The organism is Stenotrophomonas sp. Steno-Z10-HUANG (assembly GCF_056393075.1).
Window position 1 is genome coordinate 419,115 of the sequence record NZ_JBWJPA010000001.1, and the last position, 20,287, is coordinate 439,401.

17 protein-coding genes are annotated in these 20,287 nt (G+C 71.0%); 11 read left to right on the top strand and 6 right to left on the bottom strand.

Going from position 1 to position 20,287, the window contains the following annotated elements; all coding sequences use genetic code 11:
• Positions 1 to 43 precede the first annotated feature (43 nt).
• Positions 44 to 424 (top strand): VOC family protein, encoded by a 381-nt coding sequence (locus AC06E6_RS01870; RefSeq protein WP_240212252.1) that lies wholly within the window; start codon positions 44 to 46, stop codon positions 422 to 424.
• Positions 425 to 812: 388 nt separating this feature from the next.
• On the opposite strand, the gene AC06E6_RS01875 is transcribed toward AC06E6_RS01870, so the two are convergent.
• Positions 813 to 2,768, bottom strand: coding sequence for an acetyl-CoA hydrolase/transferase C-terminal domain-containing protein (locus AC06E6_RS01875; protein ID WP_240212251.1), 1,956 nt, complete (start codon positions 2,766 to 2,768; stop codon positions 813 to 815).
• Positions 2,769 to 2,886: 118 nt separating this feature from the next.
• On the opposite strand from AC06E6_RS01875, the gene AC06E6_RS01880 reads away from it, so the two are divergent.
• Genes AC06E6_RS01880 through AC06E6_RS01890 form a run of 3 tightly spaced genes read left to right on the top strand, consistent with a single transcriptional unit; the run spans position 2,887 to position 5,103 of the window.
• A complete protein-coding gene (locus AC06E6_RS01880; protein WP_478060112.1) occupies positions 2,887 to 3,261 on the top strand; it encodes a BlaI/MecI/CopY family transcriptional regulator in 375 nt (124 codons plus the stop codon).
• Entirely contained in the window at positions 3,248 to 4,510 is a 1,263-nt protein-coding gene (locus AC06E6_RS01885; RefSeq protein ID WP_240212250.1) for a TonB family protein, read from the top strand. The genes AC06E6_RS01880 and AC06E6_RS01885 overlap by 14 nt, the downstream gene beginning before the upstream one ends.
• On the top strand, positions 4,510 to 5,103 hold the full coding sequence (locus AC06E6_RS01890; RefSeq protein ID WP_478060113.1) for a hypothetical protein: 594 nt from the start codon (positions 4,510 to 4,512) through the stop codon (positions 5,101 to 5,103). Before AC06E6_RS01885 ends, AC06E6_RS01890 begins: the two co-directional genes overlap by 1 nt.
• A 434-nt stretch (positions 5,104 to 5,537) precedes the next feature.
• On the opposite strand, the gene AC06E6_RS01895 is transcribed toward AC06E6_RS01890, so the two are convergent.
• Positions 5,538 to 6,365, bottom strand: a complete 828-nt coding sequence (locus tag AC06E6_RS01895) for a S1/P1 nuclease (RefSeq protein WP_240212249.1) — start codon at positions 6,363 to 6,365, stop codon at positions 5,538 to 5,540.
• A gap of 134 nt (positions 6,366 to 6,499) precedes the next feature.
• On the bottom strand, positions 6,500 to 7,144 hold the full coding sequence (locus AC06E6_RS01900; RefSeq protein ID WP_240212248.1) for an OmpW/AlkL family protein: 645 nt from the start codon (positions 7,142 to 7,144) through the stop codon (positions 6,500 to 6,502).
• Between the two features lie 242 nt (positions 7,145 to 7,386).
• Here AC06E6_RS01900 and gap point away from each other — a divergent pair, with 242 nt between their 5' ends.
• From gap to AC06E6_RS01915, 3 genes are all read left to right on the top strand, one after another.
• Entirely contained in the window at positions 7,387 to 8,388 is a 1,002-nt protein-coding gene (gene gap / locus AC06E6_RS01905) for a type I glyceraldehyde-3-phosphate dehydrogenase (protein WP_104940251.1), read from the top strand.
• Positions 8,389 to 8,556: 168 nt separating this feature from the next.
• Complete coding sequence (locus AC06E6_RS01910) at positions 8,557 to 11,268, top strand: DUF2339 domain-containing protein (protein WP_240212247.1); 2,712 nt, start codon at positions 8,557 to 8,559, stop codon at positions 11,266 to 11,268.
• Complete coding sequence (locus AC06E6_RS01915) at positions 11,265 to 12,644, top strand: DUF3999 domain-containing protein (protein WP_240212246.1); 1,380 nt, start codon at positions 11,265 to 11,267, stop codon at positions 12,642 to 12,644. The genes AC06E6_RS01910 and AC06E6_RS01915 overlap by 4 nt, the downstream gene beginning before the upstream one ends.
• A gap of 112 nt (positions 12,645 to 12,756) precedes the next feature.
• Here AC06E6_RS01915 and AC06E6_RS01920 read toward each other — a convergent pair whose 3' ends face one another.
• Positions 12,757 to 13,317, bottom strand: coding sequence for a GNAT family N-acetyltransferase (locus AC06E6_RS01920; RefSeq protein WP_240212245.1), 561 nt, complete (start codon positions 13,315 to 13,317; stop codon positions 12,757 to 12,759).
• An 82-nt stretch (positions 13,318 to 13,399) separates the two neighbouring features.
• Here AC06E6_RS01920 and AC06E6_RS01925 point away from each other — a divergent pair, with 82 nt between their 5' ends.
• From AC06E6_RS01925 to AC06E6_RS01940, 4 genes are all read left to right on the top strand, one after another.
• Positions 13,400 to 14,578 (top strand): phosphoglycerate kinase, encoded by a 1,179-nt coding sequence (locus AC06E6_RS01925; protein WP_233996216.1) that lies wholly within the window; start codon positions 13,400 to 13,402, stop codon positions 14,576 to 14,578.
• Positions 14,575 to 15,219, top strand: coding sequence for an HAD hydrolase-like protein (locus AC06E6_RS01930; RefSeq protein WP_240212244.1), 645 nt, complete (start codon positions 14,575 to 14,577; stop codon positions 15,217 to 15,219). The genes AC06E6_RS01925 and AC06E6_RS01930 overlap by 4 nt, the downstream gene beginning before the upstream one ends.
• 346 nt (positions 15,220 to 15,565) lie before the next feature.
• Entirely contained in the window at positions 15,566 to 17,032 is a 1,467-nt protein-coding gene (gene pyk, locus AC06E6_RS01935) for a pyruvate kinase (protein WP_104939444.1), read from the top strand.
• Positions 17,033 to 17,196: 164 nt separating this feature from the next.
• A complete protein-coding gene (locus AC06E6_RS01940) occupies positions 17,197 to 18,201 on the top strand; it encodes a class I fructose-bisphosphate aldolase (RefSeq protein WP_104939443.1) in 1,005 nt (334 codons plus the stop codon).
• A 370-nt stretch (positions 18,202 to 18,571) separates the two neighbouring features.
• Here the strand turns inward: AC06E6_RS01940 and AC06E6_RS01945 are convergent, their stop codons facing one another.
• Together AC06E6_RS01945 and cysK are read right to left on the bottom strand one after the other, a co-directional pair.
• Positions 18,572 to 19,153: an O-acetyl-ADP-ribose deacetylase gene (locus tag AC06E6_RS01945; protein ID WP_240212243.1), complete on the bottom strand. Its 582-nt coding sequence runs from the start codon at positions 19,151 to 19,153 to the stop codon at positions 18,572 to 18,574.
• A 173-nt stretch (positions 19,154 to 19,326) separates the two neighbouring features.
• Positions 19,327 to 20,286, bottom strand: a complete 960-nt coding sequence (gene cysK, locus AC06E6_RS01950; protein WP_104939441.1) for a cysteine synthase A — start codon at positions 20,284 to 20,286, stop codon at positions 19,327 to 19,329.
• Between the last annotated feature and the right edge of the window lies 1 nt (position 20,287).

Below are 20,287 nucleotides of genomic sequence, written 5' to 3' on the forward strand. Positions count from 1 at the left end.
TCGGCGCGTGCGCCCCGTCGCGGGTGGCCTCCGGAGAAGCACCATGAAGCGCGTGACCGGTATCGGCGGCATCTTCTTCAAGGCCAGGGACCCGGCCGCGCTGGCAGCCTGGTACCGCGACCACCTCGGGCTCGATGTCGGGGACTGGAACGGTGCGGTCTTCCCGTGGGGCGGCGAGGGCAGTGCGCCGGGCATGACGATCTGGAGCCCGTTCGCGGCCGACACGGCCTATATGGCGCCAGGCACGGCTTCCTTCATGGTCAACTTCCGCGTCGCCGACCTGGACGCGCTGCTGCCGGCGTTGCGTGCCGAGGGCTGCGATGTCGTCGACAGGACCGAAGTCTCCGAGCAGGGCAAGTTCGGCTGGGTCATCGACCCGGAGGGCAACAAGGTCGAACTGTGGGAGCCGCCGGCGGGGCAGTAGCGCGTCGCGGACAAGCCGAGGCAGGCGGCCCCTGGCGTCGCCACCTGCGCAGTGCTCCGCTGGACGCCGCCGACGCGTGCTGCCGCGCGGTTCCAGTGCGGGGGCCGGTCATGGACCACGGCTGGATCCGCACCTGGGCGGCGGCATCGCGCATGGCCACGCGGCAGAGCTTCGCCATCGAAGGCGGATCGGGGGCGCCGGTGCAAACCGATGACCTGGACGAGGCGCTGCGCGGCACCCGTGCCACCGGCATCGCCCTTGAACAAGCGCCGTCGCGCGAACCCCGGGACATGCGCCGGTTCGTCGTACGTGATCCGTCTGGCAAGCGGGTGAACATCCCCGCGGCACCCAACGACCGCCGCGGATGCCTGAGCGCGATGCGCGGTGGTCAGGCCCGTGCGGTGCGCGCCAGCGCCAGCCGCAGCAGGCGCGTGTCCAGCCAGCTGGCCGGACCGTCCGGCCGCTCAAGTCCCATGCGCTGCAGGTACATGGCATCGTTGTCGCCGCGTCGCTGGCGCAGGGCCGCAAGCACGGTGCGCAGCTTGCCACCGGTGCTGCCGGTGTTGCCCTTCAACCACTGCAGGGCGCGCAGCAGGTCCTGCTCGACCGGGGTGAAATCGCTGCCCAGCGGGTAGTCGGGCAGGCTGCCGTCGCGGCGGAACGGCGCCAGCGCCGCGGACAGGACAGCGGCGCGATTGCGCTGCCAGTGCGCGGGCGCGACGAAACCGGCCGCCAGCTTCTTCGCCCGCTTCGCCTGTTGCAGCAGGGGCGCCTGGAAGGCGGCGTCGGTGATGCCGGCCATCGCGACCACGCAGTCCTCGTCGGTGATGCCGCGCAGGTCGGCGATGCCGTACTCGTTGATGAAAATGTCGCGCAGGTGCCGCGGGATGGTGGTGTGGCCGTAGTTCCAGCGCACGTTGCACCGGGCAATCCCCGCATCATCGCGCACGGCGCGGAACATCAACACACTGCGCGCATCGGGCAGCGCGTGCGCCATGGCCACGAAGTTGTACTGGCCGCCGACGCCGGACACCACGCGGCCATCCTCCAGCGCATCGGACACCGCCGCGCCGAGCGCGGTGGCCATCATGCAGGAGTTGAAGAAGCGCGCCTGCCGGCGCTGCAGCCGCTGCAGGGTTTCGTCGCCGCCATAGAGCTGGTTGATCTCGCTGATGCGGCGCATGCCGATGGCCCGGCATGCGTCGGCGGGCAGGTGCCGCAGCCAGTCGTAAAACTCCGGCGAGCCCAGATAGAACGCGCCGTGGAGATACTCGCCTTCCTCGGCCAGCCGGGCGTGGTCGGCGGTGTAGGCGCTGCCGTTGGCCATGCGCTGCATCAGCGCCAGGTCGTCGTGCACCTTGCGCCGGATCACGCCGCTCTGCACCAGCTTGCGGAAGCCCTCGTTGAGCATCTCGCTGCACCCGTACAGGCCGGTTTCGAACGGCTCCAGCCCGCCGATCTCGCGCACCAGCGGATGCTCCGCCAGCGTCGGATCGAGCGCGTGCAGCACCCGTCGGTAGCGGGCGTTGTCGGTGTGGCGCAGCACCAGCGCGTGACTGAGCGCGTCGGCCAGCGCGCCGATGCCGATCTGCAGGGTGCCGCCGTCGCGCACCAGCGTGCTGGCATACAGGCCGATGGCGTACTCGGCATCGTTGACCGGCTGCCGCGGCAGGCCGAACAGTTTCGGGTAGGGCCCGGGCGGGGTCAGCACCAGGTCGAAGAACGCCGCGTCGACCGTGGCGCTGCCGCCCAGCCAGGGCAGCTCGGGGTCGATCTCGGCGATCAGCAGCGGACGCGGCAGGCCACGCGCGATGACCGCGTCGATCGTGTCCTGGGTGAGATCGTTGTTGCACGACAGCGACAGCCGGGTGCTGCCCTCGCGCCGCGCGACCTTCTGCACGATGGCATGCGGTGCGCGCTGGGCCAGGGCGGCGGCGACGTGGGTGTAGTTGAGGCTGGTGTAGGCACGTTGTGCCTGCGATGAACCCAGCAGCGCCCCGGACTGCATGTAGAACTCTTCCACCTGCACATGCGCGGGCAGCGCATCACGCGCCATGTCGCGTGCATAGGCCAGGCGCGGGAAGTCCGCGCCGAAATGACGCGCCACGAACGGGCGCAGGAAGCGTGCCTCCAGTCCGTCGCCGGCGGCATGCGGCGGATCGAGCGAGAGCGCGGTGTACAGCTGCAATGGGCGCGACGGGTCCACCCCGACGCGCGCGTAGAGTGCGTTGAGCAGTCGGTGCGGCTTGCCCAGCGCCAGCGGCGCGGCGATGCGCAGCGGCCCTTCGACGCGGGCCAGCAACCACGCCGCGGCGGCATCGGGGTCGGTCACTTGGTGGGGCATGGCGGGGCGCCGTCAGGGGGGAGCCGCATTACAGCATCGGCGCGATGAACCCGTGGTCGGCCTGCTTGACAGGGCATGCGTTTACTCGTGTAATCGATAAAAATTACAGGCGTAAACGATGATTCGGATCAGCGAGGCCGAAGCGGTGGTGATGGAGGCCCTGTGGGAGTCGCACCCGCTTTCCGCCGAGGACGTGGTCGCCCGCCTGGGCGGTCGCAACGGCTGGGCCGAGGCCACCGTCAAGACCCTGCTCAACCGCCTGCTCAACAAGGGCGCGATCAGCGCGACGAAAGAGGGGCGGCGCTATCTGTATGCACCGCAGGTGGCGCGCGAGGCGTGGCTGCTGGAGGAAAGCAGCAGCCTGCTCGAGCGCCTGTTCGACGGGCGCGTGGCGCCGCTGGTGGCGCATTTCAGCCAGCACCGGAAATTGAGCCGCGACGACGTGGCCGAACTGCGCAGGCTGCTGGAGGAGCTCGACGATGATCAGCCTTGAAGGGTTGCGGGCCTTACTGGCCACCGCGCTGGCCGGCAGCGTGGCGATGGTGGCGGTGCTGGCGCTGCGTGGCATGGTGCGGCGCCGGCTGGGCGCCAGCGCGGCCTACCTGCTGTGGCTGGCGGTACCGGTGGCCATGGTTGCCGTGCTGCTGCCGGCACCGCGCGTGGCGGTACTGCCGGTGCACGCTATCGACGCGGTGCTGCCGGCCGCCCGCACCGTCCTGGAGCATTCATCGACGCTGTCGCTGCCCTGGACCTCGACGCTGGGCGGCGCCTGGCTGGCCGGCGCGCTGCTGGCGATGGCCGGATTGCTGCGCCAGCAACGGCGGTTCGTCCGTGGGTTGGGGACGCTGCGCCGACGCGACGATGGCCTGTGGCAGGCGCAGGCAACGGCCGGGCTGCCCGCCGTGCTCGGCCTGTGGCCGCCGCGCATCGTGCTGCCGGCGGATTTCGAACGCCGCTACACCGCGCAGGAGCAGCGGCTGGTGTTGCTGCACGAGCAGGTGCACCTGCGTCGCGGCGACATCGCCGTCAATGCGCTGCTGGCGGCCCTGCAGTGCGTGTATTGGTTCAACCCGCTGCTGCCGCTGGCGCTGCGTCGCTGCCGCGAGGACCAGGAGTTTTCCTGCGACGAACGTGTCATCGCGCGCAGCGACGGCGCGCGCCGCAGCTATGGCAACGCCATGCTCAAGACCGGGCTGGCGCTGTCGTCGTTGCCGCTGGGCTGCCACTGGCAGGACCGCCATCCGCTCAAGGAGCGCATCGCCATGTTGAAGCGTCCGGTACCCGGCAAGGGACAATGGTTCGGCATGCTGCTGTTGGCGGCGGGGGTGTCCCTTGCGCTGGGTTTTGCGGCCTGGGCCGCACAACCGGCGCCGAGCGACGCGCTCGCCACAAGCGCCGCGCCTGCGTTGGCGGCACCGCCGCGCGGTGACACGGAACCGACCGGGGTCCCGGCCGACAACATCGCGTTCGCCCGCCGGTCGCCTCCGCGCTATCCGCCAGGCACGCATGCCGGCAGGCTGCTGCTGCAGATCGACGTGGCGGCCGACGGCACCGCCACCGACGTCAGGATCGAACGTGGTTCGGGGCACGCCGACCTCGACGAAGCGGCGGTGGAAGCCGCGCGCGGATGGCGATTCCTGCCGGTCCGCAAGGACGGCAAGCCGGTGGCCGGCACGGTGCGCGTTCCGGTTCTTTTCGACCGGGGCGCGGGCCGCGCAGCCGGCAAGGGAGGCGTGCAGTGATGTGGTGCATGCGTGTCGGCGTCGTGTCGGCGGGATCGGTGCTGCTGGCCCTGGCCGGTTGCGCGACGCGACCGGCCGCCAGCGAAGACGTGGCGGACAGCAGCTACAGCATCGGCCAGCGCCTGCTGCTGCCGGAGCCGGCGGGCGGGCAGGCCGGGGACGTGCAGCCGTACACGCTGTCCGGGCGCGAGGTGTTCCGCATGCCCCGGCCGCTGCATGCGCCATTGCCGGAACTGCCCGATATGCCAGCGCGGCGATCAGTGCCGCCGGTGACGGTGTGCCTGAATGTCGTCCTTGATGCGCATGGGCAGGTGCAGCGGAGTTTCCCGCTGTTGACGCACAGCCAGTGCGGCGCCGGCAACGACGCGGAGAATGGCCATCTGCTGCAGGCCGCCGACGATGCCGTGCGGCAATGGCGCTTCGCGCCCGCGGCGATCTGCGGTTTCGCCCCCGGCACGGCGCCGGTTGCGCCGGACGACTGCACCGGCGCGGCGCAGGTGGAGGCGGTGCCGGTGACGCTGCCCTATGCGTTCACCTTCGAGATCGTGCAGGGGCAGGCGCGCGTGCGGCTGGGCCAGCCGCCGCAGCCGTAGGTGCCGGGCTCGCCCGGCACACGCTTTCCCGGCGCCCTCGATGCGGGGCAAGCCCCGCATCGACGAAAGGCGGCTGCGGCGGCCCCCGTAGGTGCCGGGCTCGCCCGGCACACGCTTTCCCGACGCCCCCAATGCGGGGCAAGCCCCGCATCGACGAAAGGCGGCTGCGGCGGCCCCGTAGGTGCCGGGCTTGCCCGGCACGCGCTTTCCCGACGCCCCCAATGCGGGGTAAGTCCCGCATCCCCGGAAGGCGGCTGCGGCGTCTCCTGTAGGTGCCGGGCTCGCCCGGCACACGCGTTCCCGGCGGACCCCAATGCGGGGCAAGCCCCGCATCTACGAAAGGCGACTGCGGCGGCCCCCGTAGGTGCCGGGCTTGCCCGGCACGGCTCTCACGACACGCCGCACCGCAGGCCGCTCCATGTGGCTGTGGCGCCTTAATCCAGCAGTTCGTTCAACAGCGCCGCCAGCCGCTCGCCGGCCAGGCGCAGCTGCGCCTCGGCCACCGGGCGCCAGGTGGAGGCGTAGGCGTCGCCGACCTTGCGGTTGCTGGGGTAGATGCCCGGGCGGGTGGCGATGGCGCAGCTCTGTTCGGCCCAGCCGGTGGCATCGCGCTGCAGCTGCGGTGCGCCGACGTCCGTCGGCGCGGGCAGTGCCTGCAGGCGCTGCAGGTAGTGCTCGTCGTCCAGCTGCAGGGCGTAGAACATGCCGCTGTCCCACAGCGAGTGCAGGTTGGTGCCGCGCTCGTTGAACTGCAGCTGGTAGGTGTTGCCGCCCTTGTCGTGGCCGTAGCCGGCGTGCATCGGCTGGTGCAGGTCGCCGGCCAGGTGCACGACGAACTTGAGCGCCTGCAGGCGCTCGGCGTCGCTGAGGCTGCGGTCGGCCAGGCGTGCGCTCTGCGCCTTCAGAGCCTCGACCACGCAGTCGCCGTCGCGGCAGTGTTTGGGCGGATCGTAGGTGCAGCCGTCCTCGGCCATGTTGATGTAGTGCCAGCCGGCCGAGCGCTTGCCCAGGTCCGGGTCGCCTGCCCGCAGCTGGTCGGCCCACGGTGCGATGCTGGCCAGGGTGGCGCCGGGCTCGGTGGCGAGCAGGCGCTGCACTTCCGCTGCCGCGGCCGGGTCCAGGCGGGTTTCGGCGATGCGCGCGACCAGGCGGTGGCCCTGCGCGCCCCAGGCGAAGGCGGGTGTGGAGACCAGGGAGCAGGCGGCCAGGGCGACGCCGGAGAAAAGCAGGGGAATGCGGGCGCGGATTTTCATCCGCCGCATTCTAGCGGCGCATCGGCGGCGGACGTGTGCCGAAAGTGGCGGGCCTGTCCACGACCCCACCGCGCTTGGCTCGCGGCGGGCCATGAACAGGCCCTGGGAACGTCCTTCCCCCTCGGTACCGGGGGAGGGCGGGATCAGAACGAGCGGACGTAGGCCACGCCGTACACCAGCGGGTCGATGTTGGCGGTGCCGAGCTTGTTGCCGTTGACCTTGACCTTGGTGTCGATGTCGGCCCAGCGCAGGTCGACGCGCAGCGCGTCCTTCTTGGTCAGCGCGAAGTCCAGGCCGGCATGCGCGGCCAGGCCCCACGAGTCTTCCAGCTTGAGCCGGGTGCCGGTCAGCGCGCCCTTGCTGTCGGTGCTGAAGAACTTGGTGTAGTTCACGCCCAGGCCGACGAACGGGGTGACCTTGCTGCTGTTGGCGAAGTGGTACTGCAGCGAGACCACCGGCGGCAGCTGCTTGGTGCGGCCCACGGTGCCGACGCCGTCGATGCTGATGTCGTGCTGGAACGGCAGCGCGGCCAGCACTTCAACGCCGACGTTGTTGGCCACGAAGTACTCGAACGTCACGGTCGGGCGCACGCTGCTGTCGACCTTGGTCGGCAGCGCGCCCAGGCCCAGGGCCGAGCCGTTGAGGTCGCCGGCGTTGGACTTCGGATCGACGTTGTGGACGCCGACGCCCAGGGTCCAGTCGCCCTTGGACTGCGCCATGGCGGGGGCGGCGGACAGGGCCAGGGCGGCGGCGAGGCCGGACAGCAGCAGGGCGGGGGTCTTGCGCATGGTGCGTTTCCATTTGCTTGGTGAGGATGGCGCCAGTCTCCGCGCGGCGGCGCATGCCCGCCTTGATCCGGATCAAACCCGTGTCCGCGCTCATGGCGCGTTCACGATGCGTGCTGCCGCGCACCGGTGCCGCCGGCGGTGCGGGCGCGGGCCGCCGCGGCCAGCGGGCGGGGCCCGGCTGCTACAATGAGCCCCCTTTCCACCCCCGCCGCAGCGGTCTGCGGCCGCAGGAGTTCGTGAACATGGCAATCAAGGTCGGCATCAACGGTTTCGGTCGCATCGGGCGCAACGTGCTGCGCTCGGCAGTGTTGAACTTCGGCAACGACATCGAGGTCGTGGCCATCAACGATCTGCTGGAGCCGGATTACCTGGCCTACATGCTCAAGTACGACTCCGTGCACGGCCGCTTCAAGGCCGATGTCGCCATCGAAGGCGGCCACCTGCTGGTCAACGGCAAGAAGATCCGCCTGACCCAGGAGCGCGACCCGGCCAACCTGAAGTGGGACGAGGCGGGCGTGGACGTGGTGATCGAATCCACCGGCCTGTTCCTGACTAAGGAAGCCGCGCAGAAGCACATCGATGCCGGCGCGAAGAAGGTGATCATGTCGGCGCCGTCCAAGGACGACACGCCGATGTTCGTGTTCGGCGTCAACGACAAGACCTATGCCGGCCAGGCGATCATCTCCAACGCCTCGTGCACCACCAACTGCCTGGCGCCGCTGGCCAAGGTCATCAACGACAAGTGGGGCATCAAGCGCGGCCTGATGACCACCGTGCACGCCGCCACCGCCACCCAGAAGACCGTCGACGGCCCGTCCAACAAGGACTGGCGCGGCGGCCGCGGCATCCTCGAGAACATCATTCCCTCGTCCACCGGCGCGGCCAAGGCCGTGGGCGTGGTGATCCCGGAACTCAACAAGAAGCTCACCGGCATGAGCTTCCGCGTGCCGACCTCGGACGTGTCGGTGGTCGACCTGACCGTCGAGCTGGAGAAGCCGGCCACCTACGCCGAGATCTGCGCCGAAGTGAAGGCCCAGAGCGAGGGCCCGCTGAAGGGCGTGCTGGGCTACACCGAGGACAAGGTCGTGGCCACCGATTTCCGCGGCGAGACCCACACCTCGGTGTTCGACGCCGAAGCCGGCATCGCGCTGGACTCCACCTTCGTCAAGCTGGTCAGCTGGTACGACAACGAGTGGGGCTACTCCAACAAGTGCCTGGAGATGGTGCGCGTGGTCGCGGCCTGATCCGCACCGCGGGGGTATGAAGGAAGGGCGCCGCGGGCGCCCTTCTTTTTGCCTGCGGCGGCACGGATGCGGCAGGGCGCAGGGCGCCGCCGTGGCGGTTGTGCGGCTTGCGTTTCGACGGGGCGTGGATGAAGGTGGTGCGGCACCTTCCGGTGACAGGGACGGCGAATGGACGACGAGATCGTGTTGTTGGGGTTGCTGCTGCTGGCGGTGGTGCTGGCGGTGCCGGTGCTGCTGGTCATGGCGCTGGTATCGGTGGCCTCGCTGAAGCGGCGCGTGGCCGCGCTCGAGGACGCGCTGGCGCGCGGGCAGGTCGGCGAAGCCGGCCGCGCCGCCGATCCGGGCGACGCGCGGCATGGGCTGCCGCAGGCGTGGGAGCTCCCGCCCGCGCCGGTCGAACCGGTGCCGGAACCGGTGATGGATGCGCCGCAGCCCCCACCGCCCATGGTTACGCCACCGTTGCCGCCGCTGCGTGAACCCGTCGCGCCGCGGCAGGTCCGCAGCGCGCCCGGTCCAGCGCCCGTGCCGGAAGCGACGGCAGCGCCCGGGCCGAACCTCATCGAGCGCGGCGTCGCGCGCATCAAACAGTGGTTCACCCGCGGCAACGTGCCGGTCAAGGTCGGCATGCTGGTGCTGCTGGCCGGCGTGGCGGCGCTGCTCAAGTACGGCAGCGACGCCGGCTGGTTCAGTTTCCCGCCCGCGTTGCGCCTGGCCAGCATCAGCCTGGTGGCATTGGCCGGGCTGGTGTTCGCCTGGCGCAAGCGCACCAGCCACCGCGCGTTCGCGCTGGCCCTGCAGGGCGGCGCGATAGGCGTGCTGCTGCTGGTGGTGTTCGCCGCGTTCAAGAACCACGGCCTGATCGACGCGCTGCCGGCGTTCGCGATCAGCGTGGTGCTGATCGCCGGGCTGTGCGTGATGGCGGTGCTGCAGGAATCGCGCACGCTGGCCATCCTCGGCGTGCTGGCCGGGTTCATGGCGCCGATCTGGCTGTCCGACGGCAGCGGCAACCATGTCGGCCTGTTCTCGTACTACGCGCTGCTCAATGCCGGCATCTTCGCCATCGCCTGGGTGCGGCCGTGGCGCATCCTCAACCTGCTCGGCTTCGCTTTCACCTGGGGCATCGGCACGCTCTGGGGCGTGCTGGACTACACGCCGGCCAAGTTCGCCAGCACCGAGCCGTTCCTGGTGCTGTTCTTCGCGTTCTACCTGCTGCTGCCGCTGCTGTATGCGCGCCGGGCGGCGACGCCGGGCGGCGCGCGCATCGACGGCTGCCTGCTGTTCGGCACGCCGCTGGTGGCCTTCTCGCTGCAGGCCGGCCTGTTGCAGGGCGAGCGCATGCCGCTGGCCCTGTGCGCGCTCGGCGTGGCGGCGGTCTATGCACTGCTGGCGCGTGCGTCGTGGCATCGCGAGCGGCTGCAACTGCTGGCGCAGGGCCATGCCATCCTGGCGGTGGGTTTCGCCACGCTGGCGGTACCGCTGGCGTTGTCGGCCAAGGCCACCGCCTCGGTGTTCGCGCTGGAAGGCGCCGGCCTGCTCTGGCTGGGCCTGATGCAGCAGCGCCGGCTGGCGCGCTGGACCGGCATCGGCCTGCAGCTGGCGGCGGCGTTCGCGCTGGCGGTGGGCATCGACGGCGCCCACGGCGTGCGCGACGCCGCGGCATCGGCGGTCGCCAACGCCGCCTTCATGGGCGCGCTGCTGATCGCATTGGCCGCCTTCGCCAGCGCCTGGCTGTTGCGTGACGCCGGCAACCGGCTGTTGGCGGCGATCGCCTATGCCTGGGGCCTGGTCTGGTGGATGGGCAACATCGGGACCGAGGTCGCGCGCTTCGTCGAGCCGCGCAGCGTGCTGCATGGCCTGTTGCTGCTGCTGGGCATCAGCGGCTGGCTGGCGGCCGAGGTGCACCGGCGCCGCCCCGCGCTGTCACTGTCGCTGACCACGCTCGGCTGCCTGGTACTGGCGTTCCCGTTGGCGTTCCTGCAGCTCGGCGCGTATGGCCAGCCGTTCGCCGGCCATGGCGCCTGGGCCTGGCCGCTGTTCGCCGCGCTGGGCCTGCGCAGCCTGCTGTGCCTGCGCGCGGCGGGCGACGCCATCGCCGGTGCGGCGCAGTTTGCCTGGTGGCTGCTGTGGCCGACGGTGCTGTCGCTGTTGTCCTGGCACCTGGGCACGCGTTTCGAACTGGCCGGCGGCTGGGTCGGCATGCTGTTGGCGCTGCCGTGGCTGCTGCTGGCGGCGCTGTCGATCCGCCGCTGGCACTGGCTGGCGCAGCCGCTGGGTACCGCGTTCGACCGCTACCGCACGCCGCTGCAGGCGGCGATCTTCGCGGTGCTGGGCCTGTGGTGGCTGGTGTCGCTGGGCAGTGCCGGCGCGTCGGCGCCGTTGCCATGGATCGCGCTGTTCAATCCGCTGGACCTGGCGCAGTGGGCGGTGCTGGTGCTGGCGGCGATGTTGTTGTGGTCCGAGCCGGCGGGGCCGCGCGCGGCCGGACTGCGCCGCGGCCTGCTGCCACTGGCGGGGCTGCTGCTGGTCAGCGTCATCACCCTGCGCGGGGTGCATCACTGGGGCGGCGTCGACTGGAACGGGCGCCTGATCGGTACCAGCCTGGCGCAGACCAGCCTGACCGTGGCCTGGAGCCTGCTGGGCGTGATCGGCTGGGTCAGCGGCTCGCGCCGCGGGCAATGGGGCGTGTGGCTGGCCGGCGCGATCCTGATGGGCGTGGTGCTGGCCAAGCTGCTGTTGATCGACCGCGGCAACCTGGGCGATCTGCTCGGCATCGGCGCCTTCATTGCCTACGGACTGCTGTGCACGCTGGTCGGCTGGCTGGCGCCGGCACCGCCGCGTGGTCGCGGCAACGAACCGCAACCAGAGGAAGCATCCGCATGATCAGGCGTTTGTGGTGGATGGCGCTGCTGCCGCTGGCGGCGCAGGCGGCCGACGATTTCGCCCTGCAGTGGCCGCTGCAGCCGGCCCAGGCCGATGCCGGCGCCTATCGGGTTACGTTGGATGCGGGCGTCTACCGCGCCGCTTACTGGCGCGATCTGCGCGACGTGCAGGTGCTCGACGCCGACGGCAAGCCGATGGCCAGCGCACTGCAGGCCGCGGCCATCCCGATCGCCGCGCCGGCGCGGCAGGTGCAGCTGGACTGGTTCGCCATGCCCGCCGCCACGGCCACCACGGCGGGCGGCGACCTGAGCGTGGTGGTGCAGCGCGACGCCGGCGGCAACGTGGTGTCGGTGCGCAGCGCGACGGGCGCTGCCGGCGTGTCCGCCGGCGATCCGTCGTGGCTGGTGGACCTGGGCCGGCGGGCAGGGCAGGTGCAGGCGCTGCGCGTGGAATGGGACGACCAGCCACAGCCGCTGGACCTGGGCTATCGGCTGGAAGGCAGCGATGACCTGCGCCGCTGGCAGGTGCTCGACCCGGAAGTGCGGCTGGTACGGCTGCGCAACCAGGGCCGGCAGCTGGACAGCGACCGCGTGGCGCTGTCCACGTCGCTGCGCTACCTGCGGCTGGTACCACTGCAGCGCGAAGGCGCGCCGCCGCTGCGCGCGCTGCGCGGCGAGCTGGCCGGCGACGCGGCGGCGGACGACTGGCAGTGGCTCGAACTGGCCGCCTCGACGCCCGACAACGCCGCGCCGGCCCGTTTCCGTTACCGGCTGCAGGGCCGCTTCCCGGTGCAGCGGGTGGACGTGGCGATGCCGCCCAACACCGCGGTGGCCTGGACCGTGTCCAGCCGCGACGACGACCGCAAGGCGGACGCCGCGGAGCCGGCCTGGCAGGTGCGCGCCACCGGCTGGAACACGTGGACGCTGCAGGAAGGCGGGCGCAGGCAGGCGTCGGCGCCGCTGGAACTCGGCCAGGAAAGCGCCGACCGCGAATGGCAGCTGCAGGCCGAACCGGCCGTGGCCGGCACGCCGGCGCCGGTCCTGAAACTGGGCTATCGGCCGGGCAGCGTGGTGTTCCTCGCCCAGGGCCGGGCGCCGTACCGGCTGGTGGCCGGCAATGCACGCGCGACCGCCCGCGAAAGCCACCTGGAACCGATGCTGGCCGCGCTGCGCGCGCGCAACGGCGCGCAGTGGCAGCCGGCGGCGGCCGCCCTCGGGGAGCCGAGCGTACGCGCGGGCGACGCGGCCTACGTGCCGGCGGCACCGGCGCGCGACTGGAAGAGCCTCCTGCTGTGGGCGGTGCTGGTGGCCGGCGCGCTGGCCGTGGCCGGCTTCGCGCTCAGCCTGCTGCGCGGCCAGCGTCCGGCGGGCGACTGACGCCGTTGCATGGCGGTGGCGCCGGTGGCGGCGATGGGAGTGGCTGGGCGCAGCCGGCCCGCGCGCGGCCGCGGGCAGGCCGGTGCGCCCCGTTGCGCAGGCCGCTGCGCGGCTACGGCGGGTCGATGAAATCGCGGCGCAGCAGCCCGTACAGCGCGCTGTCGGCGAGCTCGCCGTTCACGTCCCAGCGTTCGCGCAGCACGCCTTCACGGACGAAGCCGAGCCTTTCGACCAGCCGGCACGAGGCCTGGTTGCGCGGGTCGATGTCCGCTTCGATCCGGCGCAGTCCCAGGCCGTCGAACAGGTGGCGCAGGATCAGGCGCAGCGCCTCGCTGGCCAGCCCGCGCCCCTGCCAGTCCGGGTGCAGGCTGTAGCCGATCTCCGCGCGGCCCTGCCCACGCTGCATCGCGAACACCGCGCTGGTGCCGATCAGCCGGTCGTCGTGCGCGTCGGCGATCGCCCAGACCAGCATCTCCTGCTCGCGGCGCTGGCGCTGGATGTCGGCCACCTTGCGTTCGGCCTGGGCCAGCTCGGTCCACGCCGGGTAGCTCCAGTAGCGCATCACCCGCCGGTCGCTGTGGATGGCGAACAGCGCGGGCGCATCGTCCGCGCGCACTTCGCGCAGGCGCAGCCGGGGGCTGCACAGCTCGGGTTGTGGCACGTGGGGCGGCATGCGGTGCACCTCGGGTTTGCCCCGCCTGCGGGGGCGGGCGAGAATTGCGGTTTCCCCACAGTCTTCCGGAGCCGACCCCGCCATGTCCATCGTCCGCATGACCGACCTCGACCTCGCCGGCAAGCGCGTGCTGATCCGCCAGGATCTGAACGTGCCGATCGACGAGAACGGCAGGATCACGTCCGAACAGCGCATCACCGCCTCGTTGCCGACGCTGAAGCGGGCACTGGCCCAGGGCGCGGCGGTGATGGTCACCTCGCACCTGGGGCGGCCGAAGGAAGGCACGTGGAGCCAGGCCGATTCGCTGGCGCCGGTGGCCGCGCGCCTGTCCGAACTGCTGGGCGTGGACGTGCCGCTGGTCAGGGACTGGGTGGACGGCGTGGAGGTGGCCCCGGGCAGCCTCGTGCTGCTGGAGAACTGCCGCATGAACGTGGGCGAGGGCAAGGACGATGAAGCCCTGTCGAAGAAGTACGCCGCGCTGTGCGACGTGTTCGTGATGGACGCGTTCGGCACCGCGCACCGCGCGCAGGCCTCGACCCATGGCGTGATCCGCTTCGCCCCGGTCGCCGCCGGCGGGCCGCTGCTCATGGCCGAGCTGGATGCGCTGGACAAGGCCCTGGCCAACCCGGCGCGGCCGCTGCTGGCGATCGTCGCCGGCTCCAAGGTCTCGACCAAGCTCGAACTGCTCTCCAGCCTGGTCGGCAAGGTGGACCAGCTGATCGTCGGCGGTGGCATCGCCAATACCTTCATCGCCGCCGAAGGCCACGGCGTGGGCAAGTCGCTGGTGGAGAACGACCTGCTGGAAACGGCGCGCGGCATCGACGCCGCGGCCAAGGCGCGCGGCGCCGAGATCCCGCTGCCGGTCGACGTGGTGGTGGCGCCGGCCTTTGCCGCCGACGCGCCGGCAACGGTCAAGGCGGTCGATGCGGTGGGCGCCGACGACATGATCCTGGATATCGGCCCGCAGACCGCCGCGCACTACGCCGCGCTGATCGCCAGGGCCGGCACGGTGGTATGGAACGGCCCGGTCGGCGTGTTCGAGTTCGATGCCTTCGGCAAGGGCACCGAAGCGCTGGCCCGCGCCATCGCCGCATCCGACGCGTTCTCCATCGCCGGCGGTGGCGACACCCTGGCCGCGGTGGACAAGTACGGCATCGCCGACAAGGTCAGCTACATCTCCACCGGCGGCGGCGCGTTCCTGGAATTCCTCGAGGGCAAGACCCTGCCGGCCGTGGCCGCGCTGGAGGCCCGCGGGGCGTGAGCCGCGATGTGCTGTTCTTCGATCTCGACGGCACGCTGATCGATTCGGCCGTCGGCATCACCCGCTGCGTGGCCTACGCGCTGGAGCGGATGCAGCAGCCGGTACCGCCGCCGGCCGAGCTGCGCCGCTGGATCGGCCCGGCGCTGCGCACCAGCTTCGCCCCGCTGTTCGGCGACGCGCAGCGGGTCGAACAGGCGGTGGCGCTGTACCGCGAACGCTTCGAACTGCACGGCTGGCAGGAGCATGACGTCTACGCCGGCATCGGCGGGGTGGTGCAGGGGCTGCATGCCGCCGGCCATCGGCTGGCGGTGGTCACCGCCAAGAACGAGCCGCACGCGCGGCGGATCGTCGAGCACCTGCCGTTCGGTGGCTGCTTCGAGGAGGTGATCGGCGCCACCGCCGACGGCGCGCGCAGCCACAAGCCGGAACTGATCGGCGAAGCGCTGCGGCGGCTGTCGCTGGCGCCGGCGCGGTGCTGGATGATCGGCGACCGGCGCATGGATATCGAAGGCGCGCGCCACCATGGCATGCGCAACATCGGCGTGCTGTGGGGCTTCGGTGGCCGCGAGGAACTGACCGCGGCCGGTGCCGGTTCACTGGCCGGCACGCCGGCCGAACTGGAGCAGCTGCTGTCGCGCTGATGCGATGGCGGCGATGCAGGCCGCGCGGCGTGCGTTGAACCCGCGCGCGCCGCGCACGCGTTGCGCTGGGCGCGGTCCACGGGCTGCGCGTCGCAGGTGCCGGTGGTTGCCGGCGCGTTGTCCTGGCTGGCCACCAGGCTGTCCCTTGCTGACAGTCCGCGACCGATCCATGTCCGCTTGTGCATGGGCGGGCGGACAGCGCCGGGCAACGCGCGGGCGATGTCCGGACATGCTGTCCGCCCTGTCTGCGGGACAGCGTTGAAAGTGTCTTCTGAAATCGTATGCGACATCGTTGTCATGCACTGGATATGCTAATTTCGGCGGCCTTTCAGGGAGTTTTCGCACCATGATCGAACGCCAGCGCCGCACCAAGATCCTCGCCACCCTCGGACCGGCCACCGATGCGCCGGGCGTGCTCGACGATCTGTTCCGCGCCGGTGTCAACGTGGTCCGCCTGAACTTCTCGCATGGCGATCCGTCCGGCCAGGCCAAGCGTGCCGCCGAAGTGCGCGCCGCCGCCAACCGGGTCGGCGTGGAAGTCGGCATCCTCGCCGACCTGCCGGGCCCGAAGATCCGCATCGAGCGCTTCGCCGAGGGCAGGGTGCAGCTCAAGGTGGGCGACCGCTTCGACCTCATCGCCAGGGCCGACGCGGCGCCCGGCGACGCCACCCAGGTCGGCGTGAGCTACCTCGGCCTGCCGCAGGACGTGGGCCCCGGCGACGTGCTGCTGCTGGACGACGGCCTGATGCAGCTGCAGGTGGTGGAAGTGCAGGGCGAGCGCATCGTCACCAGCGTGCTCAACGACGGCGTGCTGTCCGACCGCAAGGGCCTGAACAAGCAGGGCGGCGGCCTGTCGCTGGGTGCGCTCACCGAGCGCGACAAGGAACTGATCGGCATCGTGGCGAAGATCGGCGTGGACTTCATCGCTGTCTCGTTCTGCCGCAACGCGCAGGACATGAACGACGCCCGCGCGATCGCCCGCCAGCACGGCTGCGACGCGGCGCTGGTGTCCAAGATCGAACGTACCGAGGCGATCGAGAACCTGGAGGAGATCGTCGAGGCCAGCGACGTGGTGATGGTCGCCCGCGGCGACCTGGGCGTGGAGATCGGCGATGCCGAACTGCCCGGCCTGCAGAAGAAGATCATCAAGGCCGCGCTGGCGCAGAACAAGGTGGTGATCACCGCGACGCAGATGCTGCAGTCCATGGTCGAAAGCCCGATCCCGACCCGTGCCGAAGTGCTGGACGTGGCCAACTCGGTCATCGACGGCACCGACGCGGTGATGCTGTCGGCCGAGACCGCGGCCGGCGCCTACCCGGTCAAGGCGGTCGAGGCGATGGCGCGCATCTGCCTGGGCGCCGAGCGCCAGTTCCAGACCGAGACCGATTTCAATGCCTCGCCGCGCAACCTGGAGCGCGCCGACCAGGCCATCGCCATGGCCACCATGTTCCTGTCCCAGCACGTGGGCGTGCGCGCGATCGTGGCGATGACCGAGTCCGGCGGCACCGCGCGCTACCTGTCGCGGTTCCGGGCCAAGGCACCGATCTATGCGGTCACCCGGCATGACGGTGCGCGCCGGCAGATGGCGCTGATGCGCGATGTGTTCCCGATCAATTTCGACAGCCGCGGCTTTACCCCGCGCGAGGCGGCGCGCGGCAGCATCCGCCTGCTGGTCGAGGCCGGCCTGCTGCAGGCCGGCGACCGCGTGGTGTTCACCAGCGGCGAGCACATGGAAACCCATGGCGCCACCAATACCCTGCGCCTGCTCGAAGTGGGCAGCGACGGCCGCGCCAGCGGGCTGGGCGAGCTCTGACGGATCTGCGTGCACGGGCCACCGCGATGGCCCGTGCATGACTGCAGTGGACAGGATTTGTCCTGGCGGACGGATTGAAACCGGTTCCAGCGCGTCCTCACGGCCGGGCAACGACGGCCGCGGGCTATAATCCGGGTTTTCCCGCACCCCGTCACAGGAACTTCATGAGCATCGAACTGCTGGCTGAAACCGCCCAGGCCATGGTCGCCCCGGGCAAGGGCATCATCGCCATCGACGAATCCACCGGCACGATCGCCAAGCGCTTCGCCAGCGTCGGCATCGAGAACACCGAAGAGAACCGCCGTGCCTACCGCGAGCTGCTGCTGACCACGCCGAAGCTCAACGAACATATTTCCGGCGCGATCCTGTACGACGAAACCATCCGCCAGAGCACCCGCGACGGCGTGCCGTTCGCCAAGTACATGGCCGACCACGGCATGATCCCGGGCATCAAGGTCGACAAGGGCGCGCACCCGCTGGCCGGCTGCCCGGGCGAGCTGGTCACCGAAGGCCTGGACGGCCTGCGCGAGCGCCTGCAGGAGTACTACAAGCTCGGCGCCCGCTTCGCCAAGTGGCGCGCGGTCATCAACATCGGCGAGAGTATCCCGTCGGGCACCTGCATCGAGTCCAACGCGCACGCGCTGGCCCGCTATGCCGCGCTGTGCCAGGAATGCGGCCTGGTGCCGATGGTCGAGCCGGAAGTGATCATGGACGGCGACCACGACATCGAGACCTGCTACGAAGTCACCGAAGCCACCCTGCGCTCGCTGTTCGACGCGCTGTACCAGCAGAACGTGCTGCTGGAAGGCACCATCCTGAAGGCTTCGATGGTCATCTCCGGCAAGGACTGCGACGAGCAGGCCGACGTCGAGGAAGTGGCCGAAGCCACCGTGATGTGCCTGAAGAGCACCGTGCCGGCGATCCTGCCGGGCGTGGTGTTCCTGTCCGGCGGCCAGAGCGACGAACAGTCGACCGCGCACCTGAACGCGATGAACCAGCTCGACAAGCTGCCGTGGCCGCTGAGCTTCTCCTACGGCCGCGCCATGCAGCAGGCCGCGCTGAAGCTGTGGGCCCAGGACATGCAGGGCAACTACGCCGCCGCGCAGAAGACCGTTTACGAGCGCGCCCGCGAGAACGGCCTGGCCGCGCTGGGCAAGTGGGAAGGCTGATCGCCGCCTGACGCTGATGGACGTGGAAACGCCGGCCCTGCGCCGGCGTTTTCCTTTGCGCGCAGGTCCAGGGCCAGACATGACCGATTCGGCGGTGTGCCGATGGCGCAGCTTCTGCGGCCATGCGCCAGCGGCGCACCCGCCCACGTCTCCGCGGGGCGCCGTAGCGCCAGGCAACGCCCAGCGGGCCTTCGCAGGGAAGGCTCCATGCGGGGCAAGCCCCGCATCTACCACACGCGGTTGCAAGGTTCCGCAACGTTGGGGATCGCCCGCGGTGGCGTTGCCGGAAAGGTCCGGCGGGGCGTTGCCTCGCTCTCCAGGAAATGCACTGCAGCGGCGGGCGATGGCATGGGAACGATCCCGCGGCCGGTCAGCGCGCGAACGACGGCAGCGGATCGTCCATCGACGGGAACGCCGGCCCTGCCTGCGCCGCGACCGCCAGCGCCTGCTGGTAGGCCTTGAAGGTGGCGGTGTTGTAGGCCACCAGCACGATGCGCACCGGCCGCGCGTGGCTCTTCTGCCAGGTCACGGTTTCGGTGACGGCGATGGCCGCGGCCTGGTGCATGGGGTAGCCGTAGACGCCGCAGCTGATTGCCGGGAAGGCGATCGATTCCAGCCGCATCTGTTCGGCCAGCCTGAGCGACTGCCAGTAGCAGTTGGCCAGCAGCGCGGCTTCGTCGCGCTGGCCGCCCTGCCAGACCGGGCCGACGGCGTGGAACACATGGCGCGCCGGCAGCGCATGGGCGCCGGTGGCGCGGACTTCGCCGGGCGGGCAGCGCACGCCCGGGCGCAGCTCCGGCAGGCGCGTGCATTCGGCCAGCAGGCCCGGCCCGGCCGCGCGGTGGATCGCGCCGTCGACACCGCCGCCGCCGAGCAGGCTCTCGTTGGCCGCGTTGACGATGGCGTCCACGTCCAGGGTGGTGATGTCGCCGTGCCAGATGTCGATGTTCATGCCCGCGATCTTCCCTTTCCATGTATGAGCAAAACGTGACGGGTGCACGGCTTGCGCCGGCCCGCGGCAAAGTCTGAGGAAAGCCCGTCTCCACGGCTGCGACGCGGCGCCCGCAAGCAGCAAGGCCGCCCGGGGGCGGCCTTGTGCGGGGGGCGGGAGGCGGGGCGCCGGGCTTACGGCAGGCCGGCCAGCCAGTCGTCGTCGCTGCCTTCGTTGATGTCGGCGAACAGCGGGGTGGAGAAGTAGCGCTCGCCGGTGTCGGGCAGCATGGCCAGGATCACCGAGCCGGCCGGTGCCGTGGCGGCCACTTCCAGCGCGGTGGCGGCGGTGGCGCCGGCCGAGATGCCGACGAAAATGCCTTCCTCGGCGGCCAGCCGGCGCGAGGTCTCGATCGCGCGCTCGTCCTGCACCGCATACAGCGCGTCGTGGACGTTGCGGTTGAGCACCGCCGGCAGGAAATCCGGGGTCCAGCCCTGGATCTTGTGCGGCTTCCACTCGTCGCCCTTGAGCAGCGCGGCGCCGGCCGGCTCGGTGGCGATGATGCGGGTGTCCGGGCGCGCCAGCTTCAACACCTCGCCGACGCCGGTGAGGGTGCCGCCGGTGCCCCAGCCGCTCACGAAGTAGTCCAGGCGCCGGCCGGCGAAGTCGCGCAGGATCTCGGCCGCGGTGGTGTTGCGGTGATAGGCCGGGTTGGCCGGGTTGGCGAACTGGCTGGCCAGGAACCAGCCGTGTTTGGCGGCCAGTTCCTTCGCCTTCTCCACCATGCCGGTGCCGCGCGCCGCGGCCGGGGTCAGGATCACCTTGGCGCCGTAGGCGCGCATCGCCTTGCGGCGTTCCACCGAGAACGTCTCGGTCATCACCGCGACGAACTTGTAGCCGCGCGCGGCAGCGACCATGGCCAGGGCGACGCCGGTGTTGCCCGAGGTGGCCTCGACGATGGTGTCGCCGGGCTTGAGCACGCCGCGCTTCTCGGCGTCGAGCACGATCGCCAGTGCCAGGCGGTCCTTGACCGAGCCGCCGGGGTTGAACGACTCGACCTTGACGTAGACGTCCACCCCGGCCGGCGCCAGGCGGTTGAGCTTGACCACCGGGGTGTTGCCGACGGTGTCGAGGATGCTGTTGTAGATGGCCATG

Excerpts from the sequence above, each read along its gene's own strand:
- AC06E6_RS01870 (WP_240212252.1), top strand. The coding sequence starts at position 44 with ATGAAGCGCGTGACCGGTATCGGCGGCATCTTCTTCAAGGCCAGGGAC.
- AC06E6_RS01875 (WP_240212251.1), bottom strand. The coding sequence starts at position 2,768 with ATGCCCCACCAAGTGACCGACCCCGATGCCGCCGCGGCGTGGTTGCTG.
- AC06E6_RS01880 (WP_478060112.1), top strand. The coding sequence starts at position 2,887 with ATGATTCGGATCAGCGAGGCCGAAGCGGTGGTGATGGAGGCCCTGTGG.
- AC06E6_RS01885 (WP_240212250.1), top strand. The coding sequence starts at position 3,248 with ATGATCAGCCTTGAAGGGTTGCGGGCCTTACTGGCCACCGCGCTGGCC.
- AC06E6_RS01890 (WP_478060113.1), top strand. The coding sequence starts at position 4,510 with ATGTGGTGCATGCGTGTCGGCGTCGTGTCGGCGGGATCGGTGCTGCTG.
- AC06E6_RS01895 (WP_240212249.1), bottom strand. The coding sequence starts at position 6,365 with ATGCGGCGGATGAAAATCCGCGCCCGCATTCCCCTGCTTTTCTCCGGC.
- AC06E6_RS01900 (WP_240212248.1), bottom strand. The coding sequence starts at position 7,144 with ATGCGCAAGACCCCCGCCCTGCTGCTGTCCGGCCTCGCCGCCGCCCTG.
- gap (WP_104940251.1), top strand. The coding sequence starts at position 7,387 with ATGGCAATCAAGGTCGGCATCAACGGTTTCGGTCGCATCGGGCGCAAC.
- AC06E6_RS01910 (WP_240212247.1), top strand. The coding sequence starts at position 8,557 with ATGGACGACGAGATCGTGTTGTTGGGGTTGCTGCTGCTGGCGGTGGTG.
- AC06E6_RS01915 (WP_240212246.1), top strand. The coding sequence starts at position 11,265 with ATGATCAGGCGTTTGTGGTGGATGGCGCTGCTGCCGCTGGCGGCGCAG.
- AC06E6_RS01920 (WP_240212245.1), bottom strand. The coding sequence starts at position 13,317 with ATGCCGCCCCACGTGCCACAACCCGAGCTGTGCAGCCCCCGGCTGCGC.
- AC06E6_RS01925 (WP_233996216.1), top strand. The coding sequence starts at position 13,400 with ATGTCCATCGTCCGCATGACCGACCTCGACCTCGCCGGCAAGCGCGTG.
- pyk (WP_104939444.1), top strand. The coding sequence starts at position 15,566 with ATGATCGAACGCCAGCGCCGCACCAAGATCCTCGCCACCCTCGGACCG.
- AC06E6_RS01940 (WP_104939443.1), top strand. The coding sequence starts at position 17,197 with ATGAGCATCGAACTGCTGGCTGAAACCGCCCAGGCCATGGTCGCCCCG.
- AC06E6_RS01945 (WP_240212243.1), bottom strand. The coding sequence starts at position 19,153 with ATGAACATCGACATCTGGCACGGCGACATCACCACCCTGGACGTGGAC.
- cysK (WP_104939441.1), bottom strand. The coding sequence starts at position 20,286 with ATGGCCATCTACAACAGCATCCTCGACACCGTCGGCAACACCCCGGTG.